Annotated in this window: 16 protein-coding genes and 1 pseudogene; 13 read left to right on the top strand and 4 right to left on the bottom strand. The window is 61.8% G+C overall.

The window, feature by feature from the left end; all coding sequences use genetic code 11:
• The 4 genes from J4D25_RS09500 to J4D25_RS09485 all read right to left on the bottom strand — a co-directional run bounded on the left by J4D25_RS09500 (nt 1) and on the right by J4D25_RS09485 (nt 5049).
• Nucleotides 1–1038 (bottom strand): ABC transporter ATP-binding protein, encoded by a 1038-nt coding sequence (locus J4D25_RS09500; protein WP_057716219.1) that lies wholly within the window; start codon nt 1036–1038, stop codon nt 1–3.
• Nucleotides 1039–1294: 256 nt separating this feature from the next.
• The gene (gene ydcS, locus J4D25_RS09495) at nt 1295–2446 is read right to left on the bottom strand and encodes a putative ABC transporter substrate-binding protein YdcS (protein ID WP_057716218.1); all 1152 of its coding nucleotides are present in this window, start codon (nt 2444–2446) and stop codon (nt 1295–1297) included.
• Nucleotides 2447–2529: 83 nt separating this feature from the next.
• Nucleotides 2530–3987: a gamma-aminobutyraldehyde dehydrogenase gene (locus tag J4D25_RS09490; RefSeq protein WP_057716217.1), complete on the bottom strand. Its 1458-nt coding sequence runs from the start codon at nt 3985–3987 to the stop codon at nt 2530–2532.
• Nucleotides 3988–4134: 147 nt separating this feature from the next.
• Nucleotides 4135–5049 (bottom strand): LysR family transcriptional regulator, encoded by a 915-nt coding sequence (locus J4D25_RS09485; RefSeq protein WP_057716216.1) that lies wholly within the window; start codon nt 5047–5049, stop codon nt 4135–4137.
• 196 nt (nt 5050–5245) lie between these two features.
• Between J4D25_RS09485 and J4D25_RS09480 the strand changes: the two genes are divergently transcribed.
• From J4D25_RS09480 to J4D25_RS09420, 13 genes and pseudogenes are all read left to right on the top strand, one after another.
• Nucleotides 5246–5938: a tellurite resistance TerB family protein gene (locus tag J4D25_RS09480; RefSeq protein ID WP_057716215.1), complete on the top strand. Its 693-nt coding sequence runs from the start codon at nt 5246–5248 to the stop codon at nt 5936–5938.
• Nucleotides 5939–6115: 177 nt separating this feature from the next.
• Nucleotides 6116–7738, top strand: a complete 1623-nt coding sequence (locus J4D25_RS09475; RefSeq protein ID WP_057716214.1) for a methyl-accepting chemotaxis protein — start codon at nt 6116–6118, stop codon at nt 7736–7738.
• A complete protein-coding gene (locus J4D25_RS09470) occupies nt 7738–8274 on the top strand; it encodes a chemotaxis protein CheW (RefSeq protein WP_057716213.1) in 537 nt (178 codons plus the stop codon). Before J4D25_RS09475 ends, J4D25_RS09470 begins: the two co-directional genes overlap by 1 nt.
• Entirely contained in the window at nt 8271–9548 is a 1278-nt protein-coding gene (locus J4D25_RS09465) for a protein-glutamate O-methyltransferase CheR (RefSeq protein ID WP_057716212.1), read from the top strand. The genes J4D25_RS09470 and J4D25_RS09465 overlap by 4 nt, the downstream gene beginning before the upstream one ends.
• Nucleotides 9545–10225: a chemotaxis protein CheW gene (locus tag J4D25_RS09460; RefSeq protein ID WP_057716211.1), complete on the top strand. Its 681-nt coding sequence runs from the start codon at nt 9545–9547 to the stop codon at nt 10223–10225. The genes J4D25_RS09465 and J4D25_RS09460 overlap by 4 nt, the downstream gene beginning before the upstream one ends.
• Nucleotides 10222–12501 (top strand): hybrid sensor histidine kinase/response regulator, encoded by a 2280-nt coding sequence (locus J4D25_RS09455; RefSeq protein ID WP_057716210.1) that lies wholly within the window; start codon nt 10222–10224, stop codon nt 12499–12501. The genes J4D25_RS09460 and J4D25_RS09455 overlap by 4 nt, the downstream gene beginning before the upstream one ends.
• On the top strand, nt 12498–13508 hold the full coding sequence (locus J4D25_RS09450) for a chemotaxis response regulator protein-glutamate methylesterase (protein ID WP_057716209.1): 1011 nt from the start codon (nt 12498–12500) through the stop codon (nt 13506–13508). The genes J4D25_RS09455 and J4D25_RS09450 overlap by 4 nt, the downstream gene beginning before the upstream one ends.
• A gap of 48 nt (nt 13509–13556) precedes the next feature.
• Nucleotides 13557–14640, top strand: a pseudogene (locus J4D25_RS09445) (diguanylate cyclase domain-containing protein).
• Nucleotides 14641–14765: 125 nt separating this feature from the next.
• A protein-coding gene (gene prfB, locus J4D25_RS09440; protein ID WP_109790603.1) for a peptide chain release factor 2 occupies nt 14766–15861 on the top strand; the annotation gives its coding sequence in 2 pieces (ribosomal slippage) (nt 14766–14837 and nt 14839–15861; 1095 coding nt in all).
• Between the two features lie 114 nt (nt 15862–15975).
• Nucleotides 15976–17478, top strand: a complete 1503-nt coding sequence (gene lysS / locus J4D25_RS09435; RefSeq protein ID WP_057716207.1) for a lysine--tRNA ligase — start codon at nt 15976–15978, stop codon at nt 17476–17478.
• 98 nt (nt 17479–17576) lie between these two features.
• Nucleotides 17577–18293: a TetR/AcrR family transcriptional regulator gene (locus J4D25_RS09430; RefSeq protein WP_057716206.1), complete on the top strand. Its 717-nt coding sequence runs from the start codon at nt 17577–17579 to the stop codon at nt 18291–18293.
• 232 nt (nt 18294–18525) lie between these two features.
• Nucleotides 18526–19080 carry a hypothetical protein gene (locus J4D25_RS09425; protein ID WP_057716205.1) on the top strand — a complete coding sequence of 185 codons (555 nt, stop codon included), beginning with the start codon at nt 18526–18528 and terminating at the stop codon, nt 19078–19080.
• A 32-nt stretch (nt 19081–19112) separates the two neighbouring features.
• Nucleotides 19113–20390, top strand: a complete 1278-nt coding sequence (locus tag J4D25_RS09420) for a flavohemoglobin expression-modulating QEGLA motif protein (RefSeq protein WP_057716204.1) — start codon at nt 19113–19115, stop codon at nt 20388–20390.
• Nucleotides 20391–20393 lie beyond the last annotated feature (3 nt).

The following is a 20393-nucleotide window of genomic DNA, read 5'->3' as shown; positions in this document are numbered from 1 at the left end:
TCACACCCCGCCTGCAACGGTGTCGTGCAACGGAATCATTGCCTCGCGCGCCCAGCGTGCGCTGATGCGCTGCCCGGTCTGGTGCTGTGCACTGGTGTCCAGCCACTGGTTGTTGGCCTTGCTGATGTTCAGGGTCTGGCCGTTTTCCAGTTTCAGCTCATAGCGAGTCGCACTGCCCTGGTACTGGATATCATGCAGCAAACCGCTGACTTCAATCTCGTGGCTGGCCAGCGGACCTTCGGCGAATCGCACGTGTTCCGGGCGAATCGAAAACGGCTGTGGATTGCCACTGAGCTGCCAGGCCAGGTCACCGCGAATCACGTTGGAGGTGCCAACGAATTCCGCCACGAAGGTGGTGGCCGGTTTCATGTACAGGTTGCGCGGGCTATCGACTTGTTCGATGCGCCCCTTGTTGAACACCGCCACGCGGTCGGACATCGACAAGGCTTCGGTCTGGTCGTGGGTGACGAAAATGAAGGTGATGCCGAGCTGGCGTTGCAGCTTCTTCAGCTCGCCCTGCATTTGTTCGCGCAACTTAAGGTCGAGGGCGCCGAGGGGTTCGTCGAGCAGCAGCACCCGTGGACGGTTGACCAGGGCCCGGGCCAGGGCCACACGCTGGCGCTGACCGCCGGAGAGTTGCACCGGCTTGCGCTCGCCGTAGCCACCGAGGGCGACCATGTCGAGGGCTTCTTCGGCGCGCTTGAGGCGTTCGGCCTTGCCGACGCCTTTGACTTTCAAGCCGTAGGCGACGTTGTCGCGAACGTTCATGTGCGGGAACAACGCGTAATCCTGGAACACGGTGTTCACGTCGCGCTGGTACGGCGGCAGACCGGCGGCCTCCTCGCCATGAATACGGATGGAGCCCGCGCTCGGTTGTTCAAAACCGGCAATCAGGCGCAAACAGGTGGTCTTGCCCGAGCCGGACGGCCCCAGCATGGAGAAAAACTCGCCGTCCTGGATGTCGATGGAAACCCGGTCTACGGCTTTCACTTCGCCGAATTGACGGGAAACGTTGGTGAACTGGACTGCAAGCGTCATGGTGCGGTGCTCCAAAAAGGCGAAGGCCGTCGCAGCGGCCCTGCCTGGACTTCTGAAAAAACTGAATCGTGTTCGCGCATGTGTGGCTGGAATACTGACTGTGGCGAGGGGGCTTGCCCCCGTTGGGCTGCGCAGCAGCCCTGAAAACGGTGGGCGCGGTCTGCCAGACCGCAGTGACGGACTAGGGGAGGGCTTCGCCCTCCAACGGGGGCAAGCCCCCTCGCCACAAAAGCGTTTTTGCCACAGAAGCGGTGTGTTACCTGCCGCCCATGATCGCGATGTAGTCCTGGGTCCAGCGGCTGTACGGCACGAACTTGCCGCCTTCAGCCTGCGGGGTTTTCCAGAAGGCGATCTTGTCGAAATTGTCGAAACCGTTGGTCTTGCAGCCTTCGGCGCCGAGCAATTCACTGCCCTTGCACGCTGCCGGCACCGCCGGCAACGAGCCGAACCACGCCGCAACATCACCCTGGACTTTCGGTTGCAGCGACCAGTCCATCCACTTGTAGGCGCAATTGGGGTGCTTGGCTTCGGCATGCAGCATGGTGGTGTCGGCCCACCCGGTGGCGCCTTCTTTCGGGATGGTCGAGGCAATTGGCTGCTTCTCGTTCATCAGGCCGTTGACCTGATATGGCCAGGCACCGGAGGCGACCACGCCTTCGTTCTTGAAATCGCTCATTTGCACAGTGGTGTCGTGCCAGTAGCGGTGGATCAACGGCTGCTGGGCGCGCAGCAGATCGAGCACGGCCTTGTACTGGGCTTCGGTCAGTTCGTACGGGCTCTGGATGCCCAGTTCCGGCTTGGCGGACTTCAGGTACAGCGCCGCGTCGGCGATGTAGATCGGGCCGTCATAGGCCTGCACGCGACCCTTGTTCGGCTTGCCGTCCGGCAGGTTTTCCGCGTTGAACAACACGCCCCAGCTGGTGGGCGCAGTCTTGAACACGTTGGTGTTGTACATCAGCACGTTCGGGCCCCATTGGTACGGGGTGCCGTAGGTCTGCTTGTTGACCACGTACCAGGGTGCATCCTTGAGGCGCGGGTCGAGGTTCTTCCAGTTCGGGATCAACGCGGTGTTGATCGGTTGCACACGCTTGCCAACGATCAGGCGCAGGGAGGCGTCGCCGGACGCCGTGACCAGGTCGTAACCGCCCTTGGCCATCAGGCTGACCATTTCATCGGAGGTGGCGGCGGTCTTGACGTTGACCTTGCAGCCGGTTTCCTTCTCGAAACCGGTCACCCAGTCGTAGGCCTTGTCGCTCTCGCCACGTTCGATGTAGCCGGGCCAGGCCACAATATCCAGTTGGCCTTCGCCCGCCCCGACAGCTTTGAGCGGCTCGGCGGCCTGGACACTGGCGCTGGCCAGCAGCGCGGTGGTGATTGCACTGAGCAGTGCGGTCTTGTGCACGAACATGGGAATTCCCTCTTCTTTAAATTATGGTCGGGGCAGTTGTGAACGTGGTGAAGCATGCCGTTGGCGGCTTGTTATTAGCTTAGTCAGAGATGCTCGCCATGGCGGGCCATGATGTGCCGCACCACGCTGTAGTCCTGAAGCGAATCGCTGGACAGGTCCTTGCCGTAGCCCGAACGTTTCAGGCCACCATGGGGCATTTCGCTGACCAGCATGAAGTGGCTGTTGATCCAGGTGCAGCCGTACTGCAAGCGCGCCGCGACCTGCATGGCCTTGTCGAGGTTCTGGGTCCAGACCGACGAGGCCAGGCCGTATTCCGAATCGTTGGCCCAGTCCACCGCTTGTCCCAGCTCATCGAAGCGGGTCACGGTAACCACCGGCCCGAACACTTCGCGCTGGACGATCTCGTCACTTTGCTTGCAACCGGCGAGCAGGGTCGGCTGGTAATAGAAGCCGGCGCCGGAGTGCACCGCGGCACCGGTCACCCGCTCGATGTGCGGCTGGCCCAAGGCGCGTTCGACGAAACTGGCTACGCGGTCGCGTTGGCGGGTACTGATCAGCGGGCCGATTTCGTTGTCGGCATCGCGCTTGCCGGCGAAACGCAGGCTGCCGACGGCCGCGCCGAGCTCGGCCACCAGGCGGTCATGAATCCCGGCCTGGGCATAAATGCGGCAAGCGGCGGTGCAATCCTGGCCGGCGTTGTAGTAGCCGTAGGTGCGTACGCCTTCGACCACGGCCTGAATGTCGGCATCGTTGCAGACGATCACCGGGGCCTTGCCACCGAGTTCGAGGTGGGTGCGTTTGAGTGTCTTCGACGCGGCCTGGAGAATCTTTTGGCCGGTGACGATATCGCCGGTCAGCGACACCATGCGCACTTTAGGGTGGCTCACCAGGTGGCTGCCGACGCCTTCGCCGCCACCGCAAATAATGTTGATTACACCGCGCGGCAGGATCTCGGCCAGCGCTGGCGCCAGGGCCAGGATCGACAGCGGCGTGTGTTCCGACGGCTTGAACACCAGGGTGTTGCCAGCGGCGAGGGCCGGGGCGATTTTCCACGCGGCCATCATGATCGGGTAGTTCCACGGTGCAATCGACGCCACGACCCCGATAGGATCGCGCCGGACCATGCTGGTGTAGCCCGGCAGGTATTCGCCGCTGAGCTGGCCGGTCTGGCAACGCACGGCACCGGCGAAGAAGCGGAACACGTCGACCGTGGCATTGAGGTCATCCTGACGGGCCAGGTGCAGCGGCTTGCCGCAATTCAGGGCTTCGAGACGGGCGAGATGGTCGGCGTTTTTTTCGATGGCGTTGGCGATGTCCAACAGCAGGTTTGAGCGCTGTTGTGGCGTGGTGCGCGACCAACCGGCAAAGGCGCGGTGGGCGGCGAGGATGGCTGCTTCGACTTGTTCGGTGCTGGCTTCGGCGATTTGCGTCAGGATTTCGCCGGTGGCCGGATTGATGATGGGTTCGGCAAAGCCTTGCCCTGCGACTATTTCACCATCGATCAACAAGGCGGTGAACAACGGGGTCTGCGCACCAGCCATTTTTCGGGTTCTCGTTTTTTGTGTGGCTTGTTGTGTAGACATGGCAGCGCTCCCTGTGACTGGGGCCCGGCCGTCTTTATTAGATGCAACAAGACTAGTTCGCGGACCCGAGGACAACAAATACTAAATACTGAAGGTAGCGTTCGATTAAATAGATGGCTTGCGCCCGCCATGGGGTTGTTCGCGCGCGACCGTGAGGAAGGGGTCCACCAATGCCGGCCGCGCGGTGCCGCGACGCCAGGCCAGGCCGACATCCAGGGTCTGGCTGAGGTCGGCGATCGGCCGCGCTTCGATGATGTCGCCCTCCAGTGACCACGGGCGATAGGTCATGTCGGGCTGGATCGATACGCCCAGGCCAGCGGCCACAAGGCTTCGCACCGCTTCGGTCGAGGCCGTGCGCAGGGTGATGCGTGGTTGCAGGGAGGCTGCCGACCACATGCGTTGGGCGTTGCGGTCCATTTCATCGACGTTCAGTTGAATCAATGGCTCGCGGGCCACGTCGGCGAGGTTGATGCTGTCGTGTTCCAGCAGCGGGTGCTGGGCCGGCAGCCATAGCCGGTGCGGTGAGCGGGTCAACACTTCGGTCTGCAATGCGTGGCGGTCTTCGAGGTTGGACAGGATCAACACGCCGACATCGATCTCGCCGCTGACCAGCAAATGCTCGATGTACGGGCGCTCATCCTCCATCACGCGGATTTCCACGTTGGGGTAGGCGCGCTGGAAACGGGTGAGCAAATCCGCCAGGTAATAACCGGCCACCAGGCTGGTCACGCCGACGATCAGTTGCCCGGCGACCTGGTCGGTGCTCTGTTGCAGGCTGCGCTTGGCGTTATCCACCGTGGCCAGGATCAAGTGCGCCTGACGCAGGAATTGATGCCCCTGGTGGGTCAGGGTCATACCCTTGGCATGGCGGCTGAACAGGCTGACGCCGATTTCCTCCTCCAGTTGCTGGATTGCCAGGGTCAGGGTCGACTGGGAAATGAACGCGGTTTGCGCGGCAGCCGAGATCGAGCCGGTCTCGGCCACGGCGATGAAGTGGCGGATCTGACGCAAGGTCATCATGGGGAAGTACCCGGTGGGCTGTTTTTATCGATTGGCGAGAGTGTATATCGTTTTTTCTGATGGGCCGGTGCAAGCGGCAATGGGTGCATTGAGGGGGGGTGCAACATCTGGAAGCACTCTCGCCCACGGGGCGTGGGCACTTTCGTTTTAGGCTGGTGGTCTTGGTTTCAGGTTAAACGTCTTGTGGAGGCGGTAAATGAATACCCGTGGATTGCTCGATCAACTACTCAAGTCCGGCCAGGACCTGTTGCAGAACAAGGCCGGCAGCCCGCAGCAAAAGGGGGCGAGCGGTGGCAACGGAGGCCTCGGCAGCTTGCTCTCCGGTGCGAGTGGCGGGGCATTGGCGGCAGGCGCCATGGGCTTGCTGCTCGGCAGCAAAAAGGCCCGTAAAGTCGGGGGCAAGGTCGCGGTCTACGGCGGTCTCGCCGCGTTGGGCGTGCTGGCCTATAAAGCCTACGGTAACTGGCAGGCGCAGCAGGGCGGTGCGGCCGGTGCGCAACCGCAAACCCTGGACCGCGTACCGGACGCGCAAGTCGAGCTGCACAGTCAGGCGATTCTCAAGGCGCTGGTGGCCGCGGCCAAGGCTGACGGTCATGTCGATGAGCGTGAGCGTGCCTTGATCGAAGGCGAATTCACCCGGCTCGACAGCGATCAGGAGCTGCAACACTGGCTGCACGCCGAGCTCAACAAGCCACTGGACCCGAGCGATGTCGCCCGCGCCGCCCGCTCCCCGGAAATCGCCGCCGAGATGTACATCGCCAGCGTGATGATGGTGGACGAGGAAAACTTCATGGAGAAGGCCTATCTCGATGAGCTGGCGCGGCAGCTCAAGCTGGAGCCGGGGTTGAAGGCCGAGCTTGAGAAGCAGGTTCGCCAGGCTTCCTTGTAAACCTTCAGTCCGCCCCACATCCCCAATGACCATTCTACGGTCCCTTTCTGCCTAATCACCCCAGGCACCCATCCCGCCTTTTTTGGCGGGATGAGAAGTAGCGCGCAACCGTCTTATAAATGAAACACCGCCCTCGGCTATACTCCCCGCATTTCGAATCGGCTCCGAGGAATGACTGTGAAGAACTGGACGTTACGCCAACGCATTTTGGCGAGCTTTGCGGTAATTATCGCCATCATGTTGCTGATGGTGGTTGTCTCGTATTCGCGGCTGTTGAAGATCGAAAAAAGCGAGGCCAGCGTGCGTGAGGACGCTCTGCCAGGGTTGTATTACAGCTCGATGGTTCGTGGCGCGTGGTCCGACAGTTATGTACGCATTCAGGCCATGCTCGGCCTGGAGGAAGGGCAGAGCTTCACTGCCGAGGATGCCGCGAGCTTCAAGGGCTACGCCGAGCGGTTGAAAGAGCAGATGGAGCTCTACCGTGGAACGATTGCCGACGAAGAAGACAGAGTCGAGTTCGCCGCGTTCGAAAAGCTTCATGAGGACTACCACCGGATTCTGGCCGCGGTGATCGAGTTGTATAAACGCAACCAGAACGCCGAGGCCGTCAACATGTTCAAGGGTGAACTGACCCCGACCTGGACAGCGGGTCGAATGAAGGTCAATGAAATCCTACGTCACAACAAGTCTGTGGCGGACGCAGACATTGCGGCCATTGACGATGCAGTGCTCACCGCCAAAGTCATCATGGGTATTTCCCTGGTGATCGCGGTGCTGGCGGCCGCTCTCTGTGGTCTTTTGCTGATGCGCGCCATCATGGCGCCGATGAACCGCATCGTGAGAATCCTCGAAATCATGCGCACCGGCGACCTCAGCAGCCGCCTGAACCTGGAGCGCAAGGACGAATTCGGCGCGGTAGAGACCGGGTTCAACGACATGATGACCGAGCTCACTTCTCTGGTGTCCCAGGCCCAGCGCTCGTCGGTGCAGGTGACCACGTCGGTGACCGAGATCGCCGCAACGTCCAAGCAGCAACAAGCCACCGCCACCGAAACCGCCGCCACCACCACGGAAATCGGCGCGACCTCCCGTGAGATCGCCGCCACTTCCCGGGATCTGGTGCGCACCATGACCGAGGTCTCCACCGCCGCCGATCAGGCTTCCGTGGCGGCCGGTTCCGGTCAGCAAGGCCTGGCACGCATGGAAGAAACCATGCACTCGGTGATGGGCGCGGCCGATCTGGTCAACGCCAAGCTGGCGATCCTCAACGAGAAGGCCGGCAACATCAATCAGGTGGTGGTGACCATCGTCAAGGTCGCTGACCAGACCAACCTGTTGTCGCTCAACGCCGCCATCGAGGCCGAGAAGGCCGGGGAATACGGGCGCGGCTTTGCCGTGGTCGCCACCGAAGTGCGGCGCCTGGCGGACCAGACCGCTGTCGCCACCTACGACATCGAGCAAATGGTGCGCGAGATCCAGTCGGCGGTGTCGGCCGGGGTCATGGGCATGGACAAGTTTTCCGAAGAGGTGCGTCGCGGCATGTCCGAGGTGCAGCAGGTCGGCGAGCAGTTGTCGCAGATCATCCATCAGGTCCAGGCGCTGGCGCCGCGGGTGCTGATGGTCAACGAGGGTATGCAGGCCCAGGCCACCGGTGCCGAGCAGATCAACCATGCGCTGGTGCAGTTGGGTGATGCCAGCAGCCAGACGGTCGAGTCTCTGCGCCAGGCCAGTTTCGCCATCGATGAACTGAGCCAGGTGGCCGTCGGGCTGCGCAGCGGCGTTTCGCGATTCAAAGTCTGATGAGCGAAATCACGGCCAAACGCTCCGCCGTGAAGCAGGCGCTGCATGCCTTGTTTCTGGTGTTTCGCGTCGGCAACGAGCGCTATGCCTTGAAGGCTATCGAAGTGGCCGAAGTGCTGCCGCGCCTGCCGTTGAAGCCCATTCCCCATGCCCCCGCCTGGGTCGCCGGGGTGTTCGCCTATCGGGGCACCGTGGTGCCGGTGATCGACTTGAGCGCACTGACCTTTGGCATGCCCGCACAGGCCCGTACCAGCACGCGACTGGTGCTGGTCAACTATCGCCCGGATGAAACCGCCGAGGCACAACTGCTCGGGCTGATTCTGGAACAGGCGACTGACACCTTGCGCTGCGATCCGGCGGATTTTCAGCCCTATGGCCTGGACAATCGCCAGACGCCTTACCTCGGGCCGGTGCGCAAGGACGAGCGGGGGTTGCTGCAATGGGTGCGGGTCGGCGATCTGCTGGACGATCAGGTGCGCGCATTGTTGTTTCCCTCGCCGCCAATGGATCCGGCACTGCTGCAGGAGCGGCCATGAACAGCGACCAGCGTTTTTTCGACTTTCTCAAGGAAACCATCGGACTCGACGTGACCTCGGTAGGGCCTGCGATCATCGAGCGAGCGGTGCGCCAGCGCAGCATCGTTTCGCAAGCAGTGTCGGCCGATGAGTATTGGCACACCTTGCAGGGCTCGCGGGACGAGCAGCAGGCCTTGATCGAGGCGGTGATCGTTCCGGAAACCTGGTTCTTCCGCTATCCGGAGTCCTTCGTCACCCTGGCGAAACTGGCGAGCAAGCGTCTGGCCGAGATCAACAGCCTGCGCGCACTGCGAATTCTCAGCCTGCCATGCTCCACGGGCGAAGAACCGTACTCGATCGCCATGGCGTTGCTCGATGCCGGGCTCAAACCGCACCAGTTCAAGGTCGACGGCCTGGACGTCAGCCCGTTGTCAGTGGAAAAAGCCCGTCGGGCGTTGTACGGCAAGAATTCCTTTCGGGGTGACGACATTGCGTTTCGCGACCGTCATTTCATCGCCGAAGGCGAGAGCTATCGCCTCGATCAGCGGGTGCTCGAGCAAGTGCGCCTGCAGGTAGGCAATCTGCTGGATCCCGCCTTGCTGGCCGGTGAACCGCCATTCGATTTCGTGTTTTGTCGCAACCTGCTGATCTACTTCGACCAGCCGACCCAGAAGCTAGTCTTCGAAGTGCTCAAGTGCCTGACCCACGTTGACGGCGTGCTGTTTATCGGCCCGGCCGAAGGCGGTCTGCTGGGGCGTTTGGGGATGCGCTCGATTGGTATCGCGCAGTCCTTCGCGTTCAGTCGACAGGGAACTGCGGACCCTGATCCCTTGCCGACGTTCGTTCCTGCGCCATTGCCAGTGCCGCAACCGTTGCGCAATCCACCGCCTGCGCCAGTGCGCAGCCGTCCGTTTGCCCGGGTTGCGCCGCTGCGGCCTGCGCCAGCGCCTGCAACCTCCGGCTCCGACACTGCCGCGCTGCTGGCCAATATCGCCGTGCTGGCCGATGAAGGCAAAAGCGCCGAGGCGCGAGCAGCGTGTGAAAGCTACTTGCGCAGCCATGAGCCGGTGGCTCAGGTCTTTTATTGGTTGGGGCTGCTCAGCGATGTGGCTGGCAATACCCTTGAAGCACAGGGTTTTTACCGCAAGGCGTTGTACCTGGAACCGCAACATCCTGAAGCGTTGATGCACCTGGCCGGCTTGCTGCAGGCCCAGGGCGACGCGATGGGAGCCAGACGATTGCAGGAGCGTGCCGCCCGCAGCGCACGTTCCGTCGACAGTGAGCGTAAACGATGATCGCCTCCGATACCTTCAGCGTCACCCGGGATGCCCAGGCCATCGACGATTGCTGGAACCGCATTGGTATCCACGGTGACAAGTCCTGCCCGCTGCTCAGCGACCATATTCATTGCCGCAATTGTGCGGTGTATTCGGCGGCTGCCACACGCTTGCTCGATCGTTATGCATTGCAGCAGGAAGATCACGGGACTGTGTCCGTCGCGGTCGAGAGCGAGGTGAAAACCCGCTCGCTGTTGATGTTCCGTCTGGGTGAAGAGTGGCTGGGGCTTGCGACCCGCAGCCTGGTCGAGGTGGCGCCGTTGCAAGCGATTCACTCGTTGCCGCATCAACGTTCCCGGGCCTTGCTCGGCGTGGCGAATGTACGCGGAGCGCTGGTTGCCTGCCTGTCGCTGGTGGAACTGCTCGGGCTCGACGGCGCCAGCAGCGTGGCCACCGGTGCACGGGTCATGCCACGCATGCTGATCATCGCCGCCGACGGCGGGCCGGTGGTGGTGCCCGTGGACGAAGTCGACGGGATTCACGCCATCGACGAGCACATCCTCGATACCGCATCGCGCTCAGGTGCTCAGGCCAGCGCCAAATACACCCGTGGCGTGTTGCAATTCAAAGGTCGCAGCCTGCGTTGGCTGGATGAAGAGCAGCTGTTGTGCGCCGTGACCCGGAGCCTCACATGACCCCCGAGCAAATGCGCGACGCTTCGTTGCTTGAGCTGTTCAGCCTGGAGGCCGAAGCCCAGACCCAAGTCTTGAGTGCCGGCCTGCTGGCGCTTGAGCGCGACCCGACCCAGGCCGATCAACTTGAATCGTGCATGCGTGCCGCGCACTCGCTCAAGGGCGCGGCGCGGATCGTCGGTGTCGACGCCGGAGTGAGCGTCTCCCATGTGATGGAAGATTGTCTGGTCAGCGCCCAGGAAGGCCGCCTGTTGCTGCGCCCCGAGCATATCGATGCGTTGCTGCAAGGCACCGATCTGCTGATGCGCATAGCCACACCGAGCAACAACCCGGAAGTCGCGGACATCGAGGCCTATGTGGCGTTGATGGCGCGGTTGCTGGACCCGGCGGCCCCGCTGGTTGCGCCTGCCGCACCGGTGATGGCCGAACTTCAGCTCGAAGCACCCGCGCCGAAGGTCGAGTCGCCGGCGCCTGTCGTCGAACCGCCATCGGCGCCAGCTCCACGCAAGACCAAACGCACCACTGAAAACGGCGAACGTGTGCTGCGTGTCACCGCCGAGCGCCTGAACAGCCTGCTCGATCTGTCGAGCAAATCCCTGGTGGAAACCCTGCGGCTCAAACCGCACCTGGCGACCATGCAGCGACTCAAGCGCATGCAGAGCAACAGCCTGCGCGCACTGGAGAACCTCAATGTGCATCTCAAGGATCACGCCTTGAGCCTGGAGGCCCAGGAAGCCCTTGAGGATGCGCGGCGCTTGCTCGCGCAATCCCAGCAACTGCTCATGGAAAAGAACGCCGAACTCGACGAGTTCGCCTGGCATGCCAGCCAACGGGCGCAGGTGTTGTACGACACGGCGCTGGCCTGTCGCATGCGGCCCTTTGCCGATGTGCTGACCGGGCAAGTGCGGATGGTCCGGGATCTGGGGCGCGATCTGGGCAAACAAGTGCGCCTGGAGATTGAAGGCGAAAAAACCCAGGTCGATCGCGACGTACTGGAAAAGCTCGAAGCGCCGCTGACTCACCTGTTGCGCAACGCGGTCGACCACGGCATCGAAACCCCGGAGCAGCGCCTGCTGGCCGGCAAGACGGCGGAAGGTTTGATTCGCCTGCGCGCGTCCCATCAGGCCGGTCTGCTGGTGCTTGAACTGAGCGACGACGGTAACGGCGTGGACCTGGAAAAGCTCCGTCGCAGCATCGTTGAACGAAATTTGTCCCTCGCGGAAACCGCCGCTCAGTTAAGCGAAGAGGAGTTGCTGACGTTCCTGTTCCTGCCCGGTTTCAGTCTGCGCGACAAGGTCACCGAGGTGTCCGGTCGCGGCGTCGGCCTGGATGCGGTGCAGCACATGGTCCGGCAGCTGCGCGGCGCGGTGGTGTTGGAGCAGACGGCGGGCGAGGGCAGTCGTTTCCACCTTGAGGTGCCGCTGACCCTGTCGGTGGTGCGCAGTCTGGTGGTGGAAGTCGGCGACGAAGCCTATGCCTTCCCGCTGGCGCACATTGAGCGCATGTGCGACCTGGAGCCGGCGGATATCGTGCAGGTCGAAGGGCGCCAGCATTTCTGGCACGAAGGCCGGCATGTCGGTCTGGTGGCGGCCAGTCAGCTATTGCAACGTCCGGCCAGCCAGAACAGCGGGCAAACCCTGAGGGTCGTGGTGATTCGCGAGCGCGATGCCATCTACGGCGTGGCCGTGGAGCGGTTCATCGGTGAGCGGACCTTGGTGGTGCTGCCGCTGGATGAGCGTCTGGGCAAGGTGCAGGACATCTCCGCCGGGGCCCTGCTCGACGACGGTTCGGTGGTGCTGATAGTCGATGTCGAAGACATGCTGCGTTCGGTGGAAAAACTGCTCAACACCGGGCGTCTGGAGCGCATTGCCCGTCACAGCAATCAGGTGGTCGAGGCGGCCCGCAAACGAATTCTGGTGGTGGATGATTCCCTGACCGTGCGAGAGTTGCAGCGCAAGCTGTTGCTCAATCGCGGCTATGACGTGGCGGTTGCGGTGGACGGCATGGATGGCTGGAACGCGCTGCGTTCGGAGGATTTCGATCTGCTGATCACCGACATTGATATGCCGCGCATGGACGGCATCGAACTGGTCACGCTGCTGCGTCGGGACAATCGCCTGCAATCGCTGCCGGTGATGGTGGTGTCCTACAAGGATCGTGAAGAGGACCGGCGCCGTGGACTGGATGCCGGGGCCGACTATTATCTAGCCAAGGCCAGTTTTCATGACGACGCCTTGCTCGATGCAGTGGTCGAGCTCATCGGAGGAGCACGGGCATGAGGATCGCAATCGTCAATGACATGCCCATGGCGGTGGAGGCCCTGCGCCGCGCCCTGGCATTCGAGCCGGCCCACGAGGTGGTCTGGGTCGCCGGCAATGGTGCCGAGGCGGTGCGCCAGTGCGCGCTGGACACGCCGGACCTGATTCTGATGGACCTGATCATGCCGGTGATGGATGGCGTCGAGGCCACGCGGCGGATCATGGCCGAGACCCCGTGTGCCATCGTCATCGTCACCGTGGATCGCCAGCAGAACGTGCACCGGGTGTTCGAGGCCATGGGCTACGGTGCGCTGGACGTGGTCGACACCCCGGCCCTCGGCGCCGGCAATGCCCAGGAAGCGGCGGCGCCGTTGTTGCGCAAGATCTTGAACATCGTCTGGCTGATCGGCGACAAGGGTAACCGCCCGCGCTCGGCGTCGGCACCCTTGCGCTGTTCGGGCTCACGCCAGGGCCTGATCGCCATTGGCTCATCCGCCGGTGGGCCGGCAGCGCTGGAAGCCTTGCTCAAGGGGCTGCCGCGTGATTTCTCTCCGGCCATCGTGCTGGTGCAACACGTTGACCAGGTGTTTGCCGCCGGCATGGCTGAATGGCTCGGCACTGCCAGCGGCCTTGATGTGCGCCTGGCCCAGGAGGGCGAGCCGCCGCAAAGCGGCACGGTATTGCTGGCCGGCACCAATCACCATATTCGCTTGTTGAAAAACGGCACGCTGGCCTACACCGCCGAACCGGTCAACGAGATCTACCGGCCCTCCATCGATGTGTTCTTCGAGAGCGTGGCCAATAACTGGAGCGGTGATGCCGTGGGGGTTTTGCTCACCGGCATGGGGCGTGATGGCGCCCAAGGGCTTAAACTCATGCGCCAACAGGGCTACCTGACCATCGCACAAGACCAAAACAGCAGTGCGGTGTACGGCATGCCGAAGGCGGCCGCAGCCATCGACGCTGCCGTGGAGATTCGCCCGCTGGACAAGATAGCGCCACGATTGCTGGAGATTTTCGCCAAATGAGCACCTTTTCCCTCATTCCTGGCTCAGGTAGTACTCAGGTGACCGCACATGACTGAATTACAGCTCGACGACTTCAAGACCGACGAAAACGCCGCCATGGTGTTGCTGGTGGACGATCAGGCCATGATCGGCGAAGCCGTGCGTCGCGGCCTGTCGAACGAAGAGAACATTGATTTCCACTTCTGCTCCGACCCGCACCAGGCCATCGCCCACGCTGTGCGCATCAAGCCGACAGTGATCCTGCAGGATCTGGTCATGCCCGGTCTTGACGGTCTGAGCCTGGTGCGCGAATACCGCAATCACCCGGCGACCAAGGACATTCCGATCATCGTTCTGTCGACCAAGGAAGACCCGCTGATCAAGAGCGCGGCCTTTGCGGCCGGGGCCAACGATTATCTGGTCAAGCTGCCGGACAATATCGAACTGGTCGCGCGCATCCGCTATCACTCGCGCTCCTACATGACCCTGCTGCAACGGGATGCGGCGTACCGCGCGTTGCGGGTCAGCCAGCAGCAACTGCTCGACACCAACCTGGTGCTGCAACGCCTGATGAACTCCGATGGCCTGACAGGGTTGTCGAACCGTCGGCACTTCGATGAATACCTGGAACTGGAGTGGCGCCGTTCGCTGCGTGAGCAGAGCCAGTTGTCGTTGCTGATGATCGATGTCGACTACTTCAAGGCCTACAACGACAGCTTCGGCCACCTGGAAGGCGATGAAGCCCTGCGCAAGGTCGCCGCGGCGATCAAGGACGCCAGTGCCCGGCCTTCGGACCTCCCGGCCCGCTACGGCGGCGAAGAGTTCGCCCTGGTGCTGCCCAACACCTCCCAGGGCGGTGCACGGTTGGTGGCCGAGAAGCTGCGCCAGACCGTGGCAGCCCTGAAGATCCCGCATAACTCGCCGGCCGAAGGTTCGAGCCTGACCATCAGCATCGGCCTGTCGACTATTACCCCGAAAGCGGGCAGCAACTGCCGCGACCTGATCCTGGCGGCGGACAAGGGGCTGTATTCGGCGAAGAACAATGGGCGCAATCAGGTGGGCATCGGCTGAACAGCCTCCCCCTGTAGGCGCGAGCCTGCTCGCGATGGTCGTCAACGATGACGATGGCTATCTGAATAAACGCGGTGCCTGAGCGTTTTTCGCGAGCGAGCTCGCTCCTACAAGGGGTTGGCTTTTCGGCCAGGCGGACTGCCGTTTTCGGCTGTTTCCCGGTATACTCGCCGGCTTTCAAAAGTTCGCCAACGAGTGCTGCCCGTCATGGAAATCAACCCGATCCTGAACACCATCAAGGACCTGTCCGAGCGCTCCGAAACTATTCGGGGGTATCTTTGACTACGATCAAAAGCATGAGCGTCTGACCGAAGTCAATCGCGAGCTTGAAGATCCGAGTGTCTGGAACAAACCTGAATACGCCCAGGAACTGGGCCGCGAGCGCGCTGCGCTGGCGCAGATCGTCGATACCCTGGACGAATTGAACACCGGTCTGGCCGATTGCCGCGACCTGCTGGACATGGCCGTCGAAGAGAACGACGAAGGCGCAGTGGGCGATGTCGTCGCCGAGCTGGCCCGTCTCGAGGAAAGTCTGGCCAAGCTGGAATTCCGCCGCATGTTCAGCCACGAAATGGACCCGAACAACGCCTACCTGGACATCCAGGCCGGTTCCGGCGGCACCGAGGCCCAGGACTGGGCCAACATTCTGCTGCGCATGTACCTGCGCTGGGCCGACAAGCGCGGCTTCGACGCGACCATCATGGAACTGTCCGCCGGTGAAGTCGCCGGGATCAAGGGCGCGACCGTGCACATCAAGGGCGAATACGCGTTTGGCTGGTTGCGGACCGAAATCGGCGTGCACCGTCTGGTGCGCAAGAGCCCGTTCGACTCCGGCAACCGTCGCCACACCTCTTTCTCGGCGGTGTTCGTCTCGCCAGAGATCGATGACAAGGTGGAAATCGAAATCAACCCGGCAGACCTGCGAATCGACACCTATCGTTCCTCCGGTGCCGGTGGTCAGCACGTAAACACCACCGACTCGGCCGTACGTATCACCCACGTACCGACCAACACCGTGGTCAGCTGCCAGAACGAACGTTCCCAGCACGCCAACAAGGACACCGCCATGAAAATGCTGCGGGCCAAGTTGTACGAGCAGGAAATGCAGAAGCGCAACGCGGCGTCCCAGGCGCTGGAAGACACCAAGTCCGATATCGGCTGGGGTCATCAGATCCGTTCGTACGTGCTCGATGCCTCGCGGATCAAGGATCTGCGCACCAACATCGAGCGCAGCGACTGCGACAAGGTGCTCGACGGCGACATCGACGAATACCTGGAAGCGAGCCTGAAGTCCGGGCTGTAAGCAATGCAATACAGGATCGGCTGACCCGGTGCGATCCTTGTAGGAGCCAGCTTGCTGGCGATCCCCAGGCCGCAGGCCTGGGGGCAACGAACCTGTGATGGAATATTTAAAGACATGAGCGACCTAGAACTCGACCCGCAAGCCCTGCAACAGGAAGAAAACTCCCTGATCGCCCTGCGCAAGGAAAAGCTTGCTGCCGAGCGCGCCAAGGGCAATGCCTTCCCGAACGACTTCCGCCGCGAAAACTACTGCGAACAACTGCAGAAACAGTACGCGGACAAGACCAAGGAAGAGCTGGCAGAGGCTGCGATCCCGGTCAAGGTTGCCGGTCGTATCATGCTCAACCGTGGCTCGTTCATGGTGATCCAGGACATGACCGGTCGTATCCAGGTCTACGTCAACCGCAAAACCCTGTCCGAAGAAACCCTGGCCGCGGTGAAAACCTGGGACATGGGCGACATCATTGCCGCCGAAGGCACCCTGGCCCGTTCCGGCAAGGGCGACCTGTACGTCGAAATGACCAGCGTGCGCCTGCTGACCAAGTCCCTGCGCCCGCTGCCGGACAAGCACCACGGCCTGACCGACACCGAACAGCGCTACCGCCAGCGTTACGTCGACCTGATCGTCAACGAAGACGTGCGCCAGACGTTCCGCGTGCGTTCGCAAGTCATCGCCCACATCCGCAGCTTCCTGATGAAGCGTGACTTCCTGGAAGTGGAAACGCCGATGCTGCAGACCATTCCAGGCGGCGCGGCAGCCAAGCCGTTCGAAACCCACCACAATGCGCTGGACATGGGCATGTTCCTGCGTATCGCGCCGGAGCTGTACCTCAAGCGCCTGGTTGTTGGCGGGTTCGAGAAAGTGTTCGAGATCAACCGCAACTTCCGTAACGAAGGCGTTTCGACTCGTCACAACCCTGAATTCACCATGTTGGAGTTCTACCAGGCCTACGCCGACTACGAAGACAACATGGACCTGACCGAAGAACTGTTCCGAGAACTGGCGCAGCTGGTTCTGGGCAGCACCGACGTGCCGTACGGCGACAAGGTGTTCCACTTCGGCGAGCCGTTCGTGCGTCTGTCAGTGTTCGACTCGATCCTCAAGTACAACCCTGAGCTGACCGCCGATGATCTGAACGACATCGACAAGGCTCGCGCCATCGCCAAGAAGGCCGGCGCCAAGGTGCTGGGCTTCGAAGGCCTGGGCAAGCTGCAGGTGATGATTTTCGAAGAGCTGGTCGAGCACAAGCTGGAGCAGCCGCACTTCATTACCCAGTACCCGTTCGAAGTGTCGCCGCTGGCCCGTCGTAACGACGACAACCCGAACGTCACCGACCGTTTCGAACTGTTCATCGGTGGTCGTGAAATTGCCAACGCCTACTCCGAGTTGAACGACGCGGAAGACCAGGCCGAGCGCTTCATGGCCCAGGTGGCCGACAAGGACGCCGGCGACGACGAAGCCATGCACTACGACGCCGACTTCGTTCGTGCGCTGGAGTACGGCATGCCGCCAACGGCGGGTGAAGGCATCGGTATCGACCGTCTGGTGATGCTGCTGACCAACTCCCCGTCGATCCGCGACGTGATCCTGTTCCCGCACATGCGGCCGCAAGCGTAAGTGTTTCAAATAAAAAGCCGCCTTTGAGGCGGCTTTTTATTGCCTGTCTGGTACAAACGTATCAACTTGTTAGTTTCATCTGAGAGGAAATACCTGTCGTGATTCGTGCAATGGCTCAAGAAGGTGCAGCGGGTATCGCCACTGCGGTCGCTGAAAGCGTTCAGTACCAGGGTCGCAAGGCCAGCCGACAGGGCAGTGAACAGCGACGACAGGACATTCTCGACGCCGCGATGCGCATTGTCGTGCGCGATGGCGTGCGTGCCGTCCGGCACCGTGCGGTGGCCGCCGAGGCGCAAGTGCCGTTGTCGGCGACCACTTACTATTTCAAGGATATCGATGACCTGCTCACCGATACCTTCGCCCAATATGTGGAACGCAGTGCGGCGTACATGGGCAAGCTGTGGGTGAACAACGAGGGCCTGCTGCGCGAGATGATCGACAGTGGCGACGGCAGCCCGCAGGCGCGCTCGAAACTGGCGGACGATATTGCACGGCTGATGACCGATTACGTTCACCGGCAATTGGTCAATCGTCGCGAACATTTGATGGCCGAGCAGGCGTTCCGTCAGGAGGCGTTGCTCAACCCGCGCCTGGCCGAACTGGTGCGCTCGCATCAGCAAATCCTGCTGCAGGGCTCTTGCCAGCTGTTCCAGGTATTGGGCTCGCGCGAGCCGCATCAAGATGCCAAGGTGTTGACGGCGATTATCGGCCGGATGGAATATCAGGGCCTGCTCAACGTAGACGAGCCTGCCGCCGAAGAGGAAATGCTCGGCATCCTGACGCGCTACATGCACCTGGTGCTGGCGTCGGTGTAGTCCGGTTGGCTCTTCACCCTGTGGGAGCGAGCTTTTGTGGCGAGGGGGCTTGCCCCCGTTGGGTGGCAAAGCCGCCCCAAAACCAGCGACCGCGGTGAGACAGTCAGTCCAGGTGCGCAGGTTTTACGACTGCTTCGCAGCCGAACGGGGGCAAGCCCCCTCGCCACACAAGCTTGCTCCCACAGGGGGAGGTGTCCACTTCAGAGCGGCGTATGTTCATAGGGAGTATTGAATGAAAGCCTGGCGTGTCGTTGTGATCGCCTTGTCGTTCCTGCTGCTCAGTGGCTGTCTGGTGACCTTCAAGGAACCGCTGCCCACGAGCGAGGCCGCGCCCAAAGGGTTGCTCGGCAAGTGGACCAGCACCAGCGCCTGGGGCGAGCCCGTCAATCTGGAGTTGACCCGCATCGCCGACAATCGCTACCAGGCCGTCAGCTACTTCAAGGCCAAACCCAAGGAGCGTGAAGCCTACCCCTTCACCGTGTCGCGCCATGGCAACCGTTGGTACTTGTCGGCGAAGGTGCCGGCGCAGTTCGGCGGGTATTTCATCATCGGCGGCTTCGAGCTGACCGACCAGCGTGAACTGGTGCTGTACAACCTCGACCTCGAACAGATCAACCAGGCGCTGAAGCAAAACGCCCTGAGCGGAGAGGCGTTTCGGACTGACGACGGCGCAGGCGTGCTGATCAACAGCTCCATGGATCAAGTCGCCGCCTACCTCGACGACCCGGCCAATTCCGATGTGTTCGTCGAAGCCGTACGCTACCAGCGTCAGGCCAAAGCCAAGTAAGCAGCACAATCAGGTTTCTACAGGAGTTTCGGGTGGACGATTACCAACAGTCGATACGCATTTTGTCCGATCGCATCGTGCTCGCGCAGACGCCGATCCGCGTCCTCGATGCGGTCAAGTGGGACGACAACATTCGTAAGGGCTTCCTCAAGGCCAAAGGCAAGGAAATGCCGGCGGTGGACCGCGACTACTACCTCAACCGGCCGCTGGCGTTCGATTCCAGCAAAGTGAAGCTGGAGTTCCAGAACATCGAGCGCGACATCACCCGCCAGCTCGGCCAGTTCAACCCGGTCGGCCAGATCATGCGTCGCATGTGCAAGGAATACCGCATGGTGGTGCGCATGCTCGAAGCGCGCGGCACCGAGGATTTCGGCCTGATCTCGCAGGAATTGTACGGTGCCGCGTCCGACGCGTTCCACGCCGGCGACCCGACGCTGTCCGACCTGGGCATGATGTTGTCCGAATACCTGAACAACATCGACGGCCGTGGCGATCTCAAGGATGAGCCGAAGACGCTGACGGCCAAGGATGCGGTCGACCTGTTGCAGCATCGCTTGAACAAGGTATTTGGCGAAGCCGAGGAAACCATCCGGGTGTTCGAGTCCGACGGGATCGTCGCCGATGCGGCGGCCGGCGCCGACTACATCAAGATCCGCTCCGATGCGATGTTCAATCAGCGCGATGTGCGCGCCCTGGAGGTCCACGAAGGGCTGGTGCATGTCGGCACCACCCTCAACGGCCTGAACCAGCCGATTTGCACCTTCCTCTCCAAGGGGCCGCCCTCGTCGACGGTGACCCAGGAAGGCCTGGCGATACTGATGGAAATCATCACCTTCGCCTCGTACCCCAGTCGCCTGCGCAAACTGACCAACCGCACGCGGGCCATTCATATGGTGGAGGAGGGTGCCGACTTCCTGCAGGTGTTCGAGTTCTTCCGCGAGCAAGGCTTCGAAATGCCCGAGAGCTACAGCAACGCCAGTCGCGTTTTCCGCGGCTCGGTGCCGACAGGTCTGCCATTTACCAAAGACTTGTCCTACCTCAAGGGCTTCATCATGATTTACAACTACATTCAACTGGCCGTGCGTAAAGGCAAGCTGGAGCAGATACCGCTGTTGTTCTGCGGCAAGACCACCCTGGAAGACATGCGTACCTTGCGCCAGTTGGTGGATGAAGGTCTGGTGGTTCCGCCCAAGTACCTGCCGGAACAGTTCCGCGACATGAACGCGCTGTCGGCGTGGATGTGCTTCTCCAACTTCCTCAACCACCTGAGCCTGGACCGGATCGAGGCGGATTACTCGAACATCTTGTGAACA

This window comes from Pseudomonas sp. GW456-L13, assembly GCF_017350115.1.
GTDB lineage: Bacteria > Pseudomonadota > Gammaproteobacteria > Pseudomonadales > Pseudomonadaceae > Aquipseudomonas > Aquipseudomonas jessenii.
This window is presented reverse-complemented; position numbering and strand designations above follow the sequence as displayed.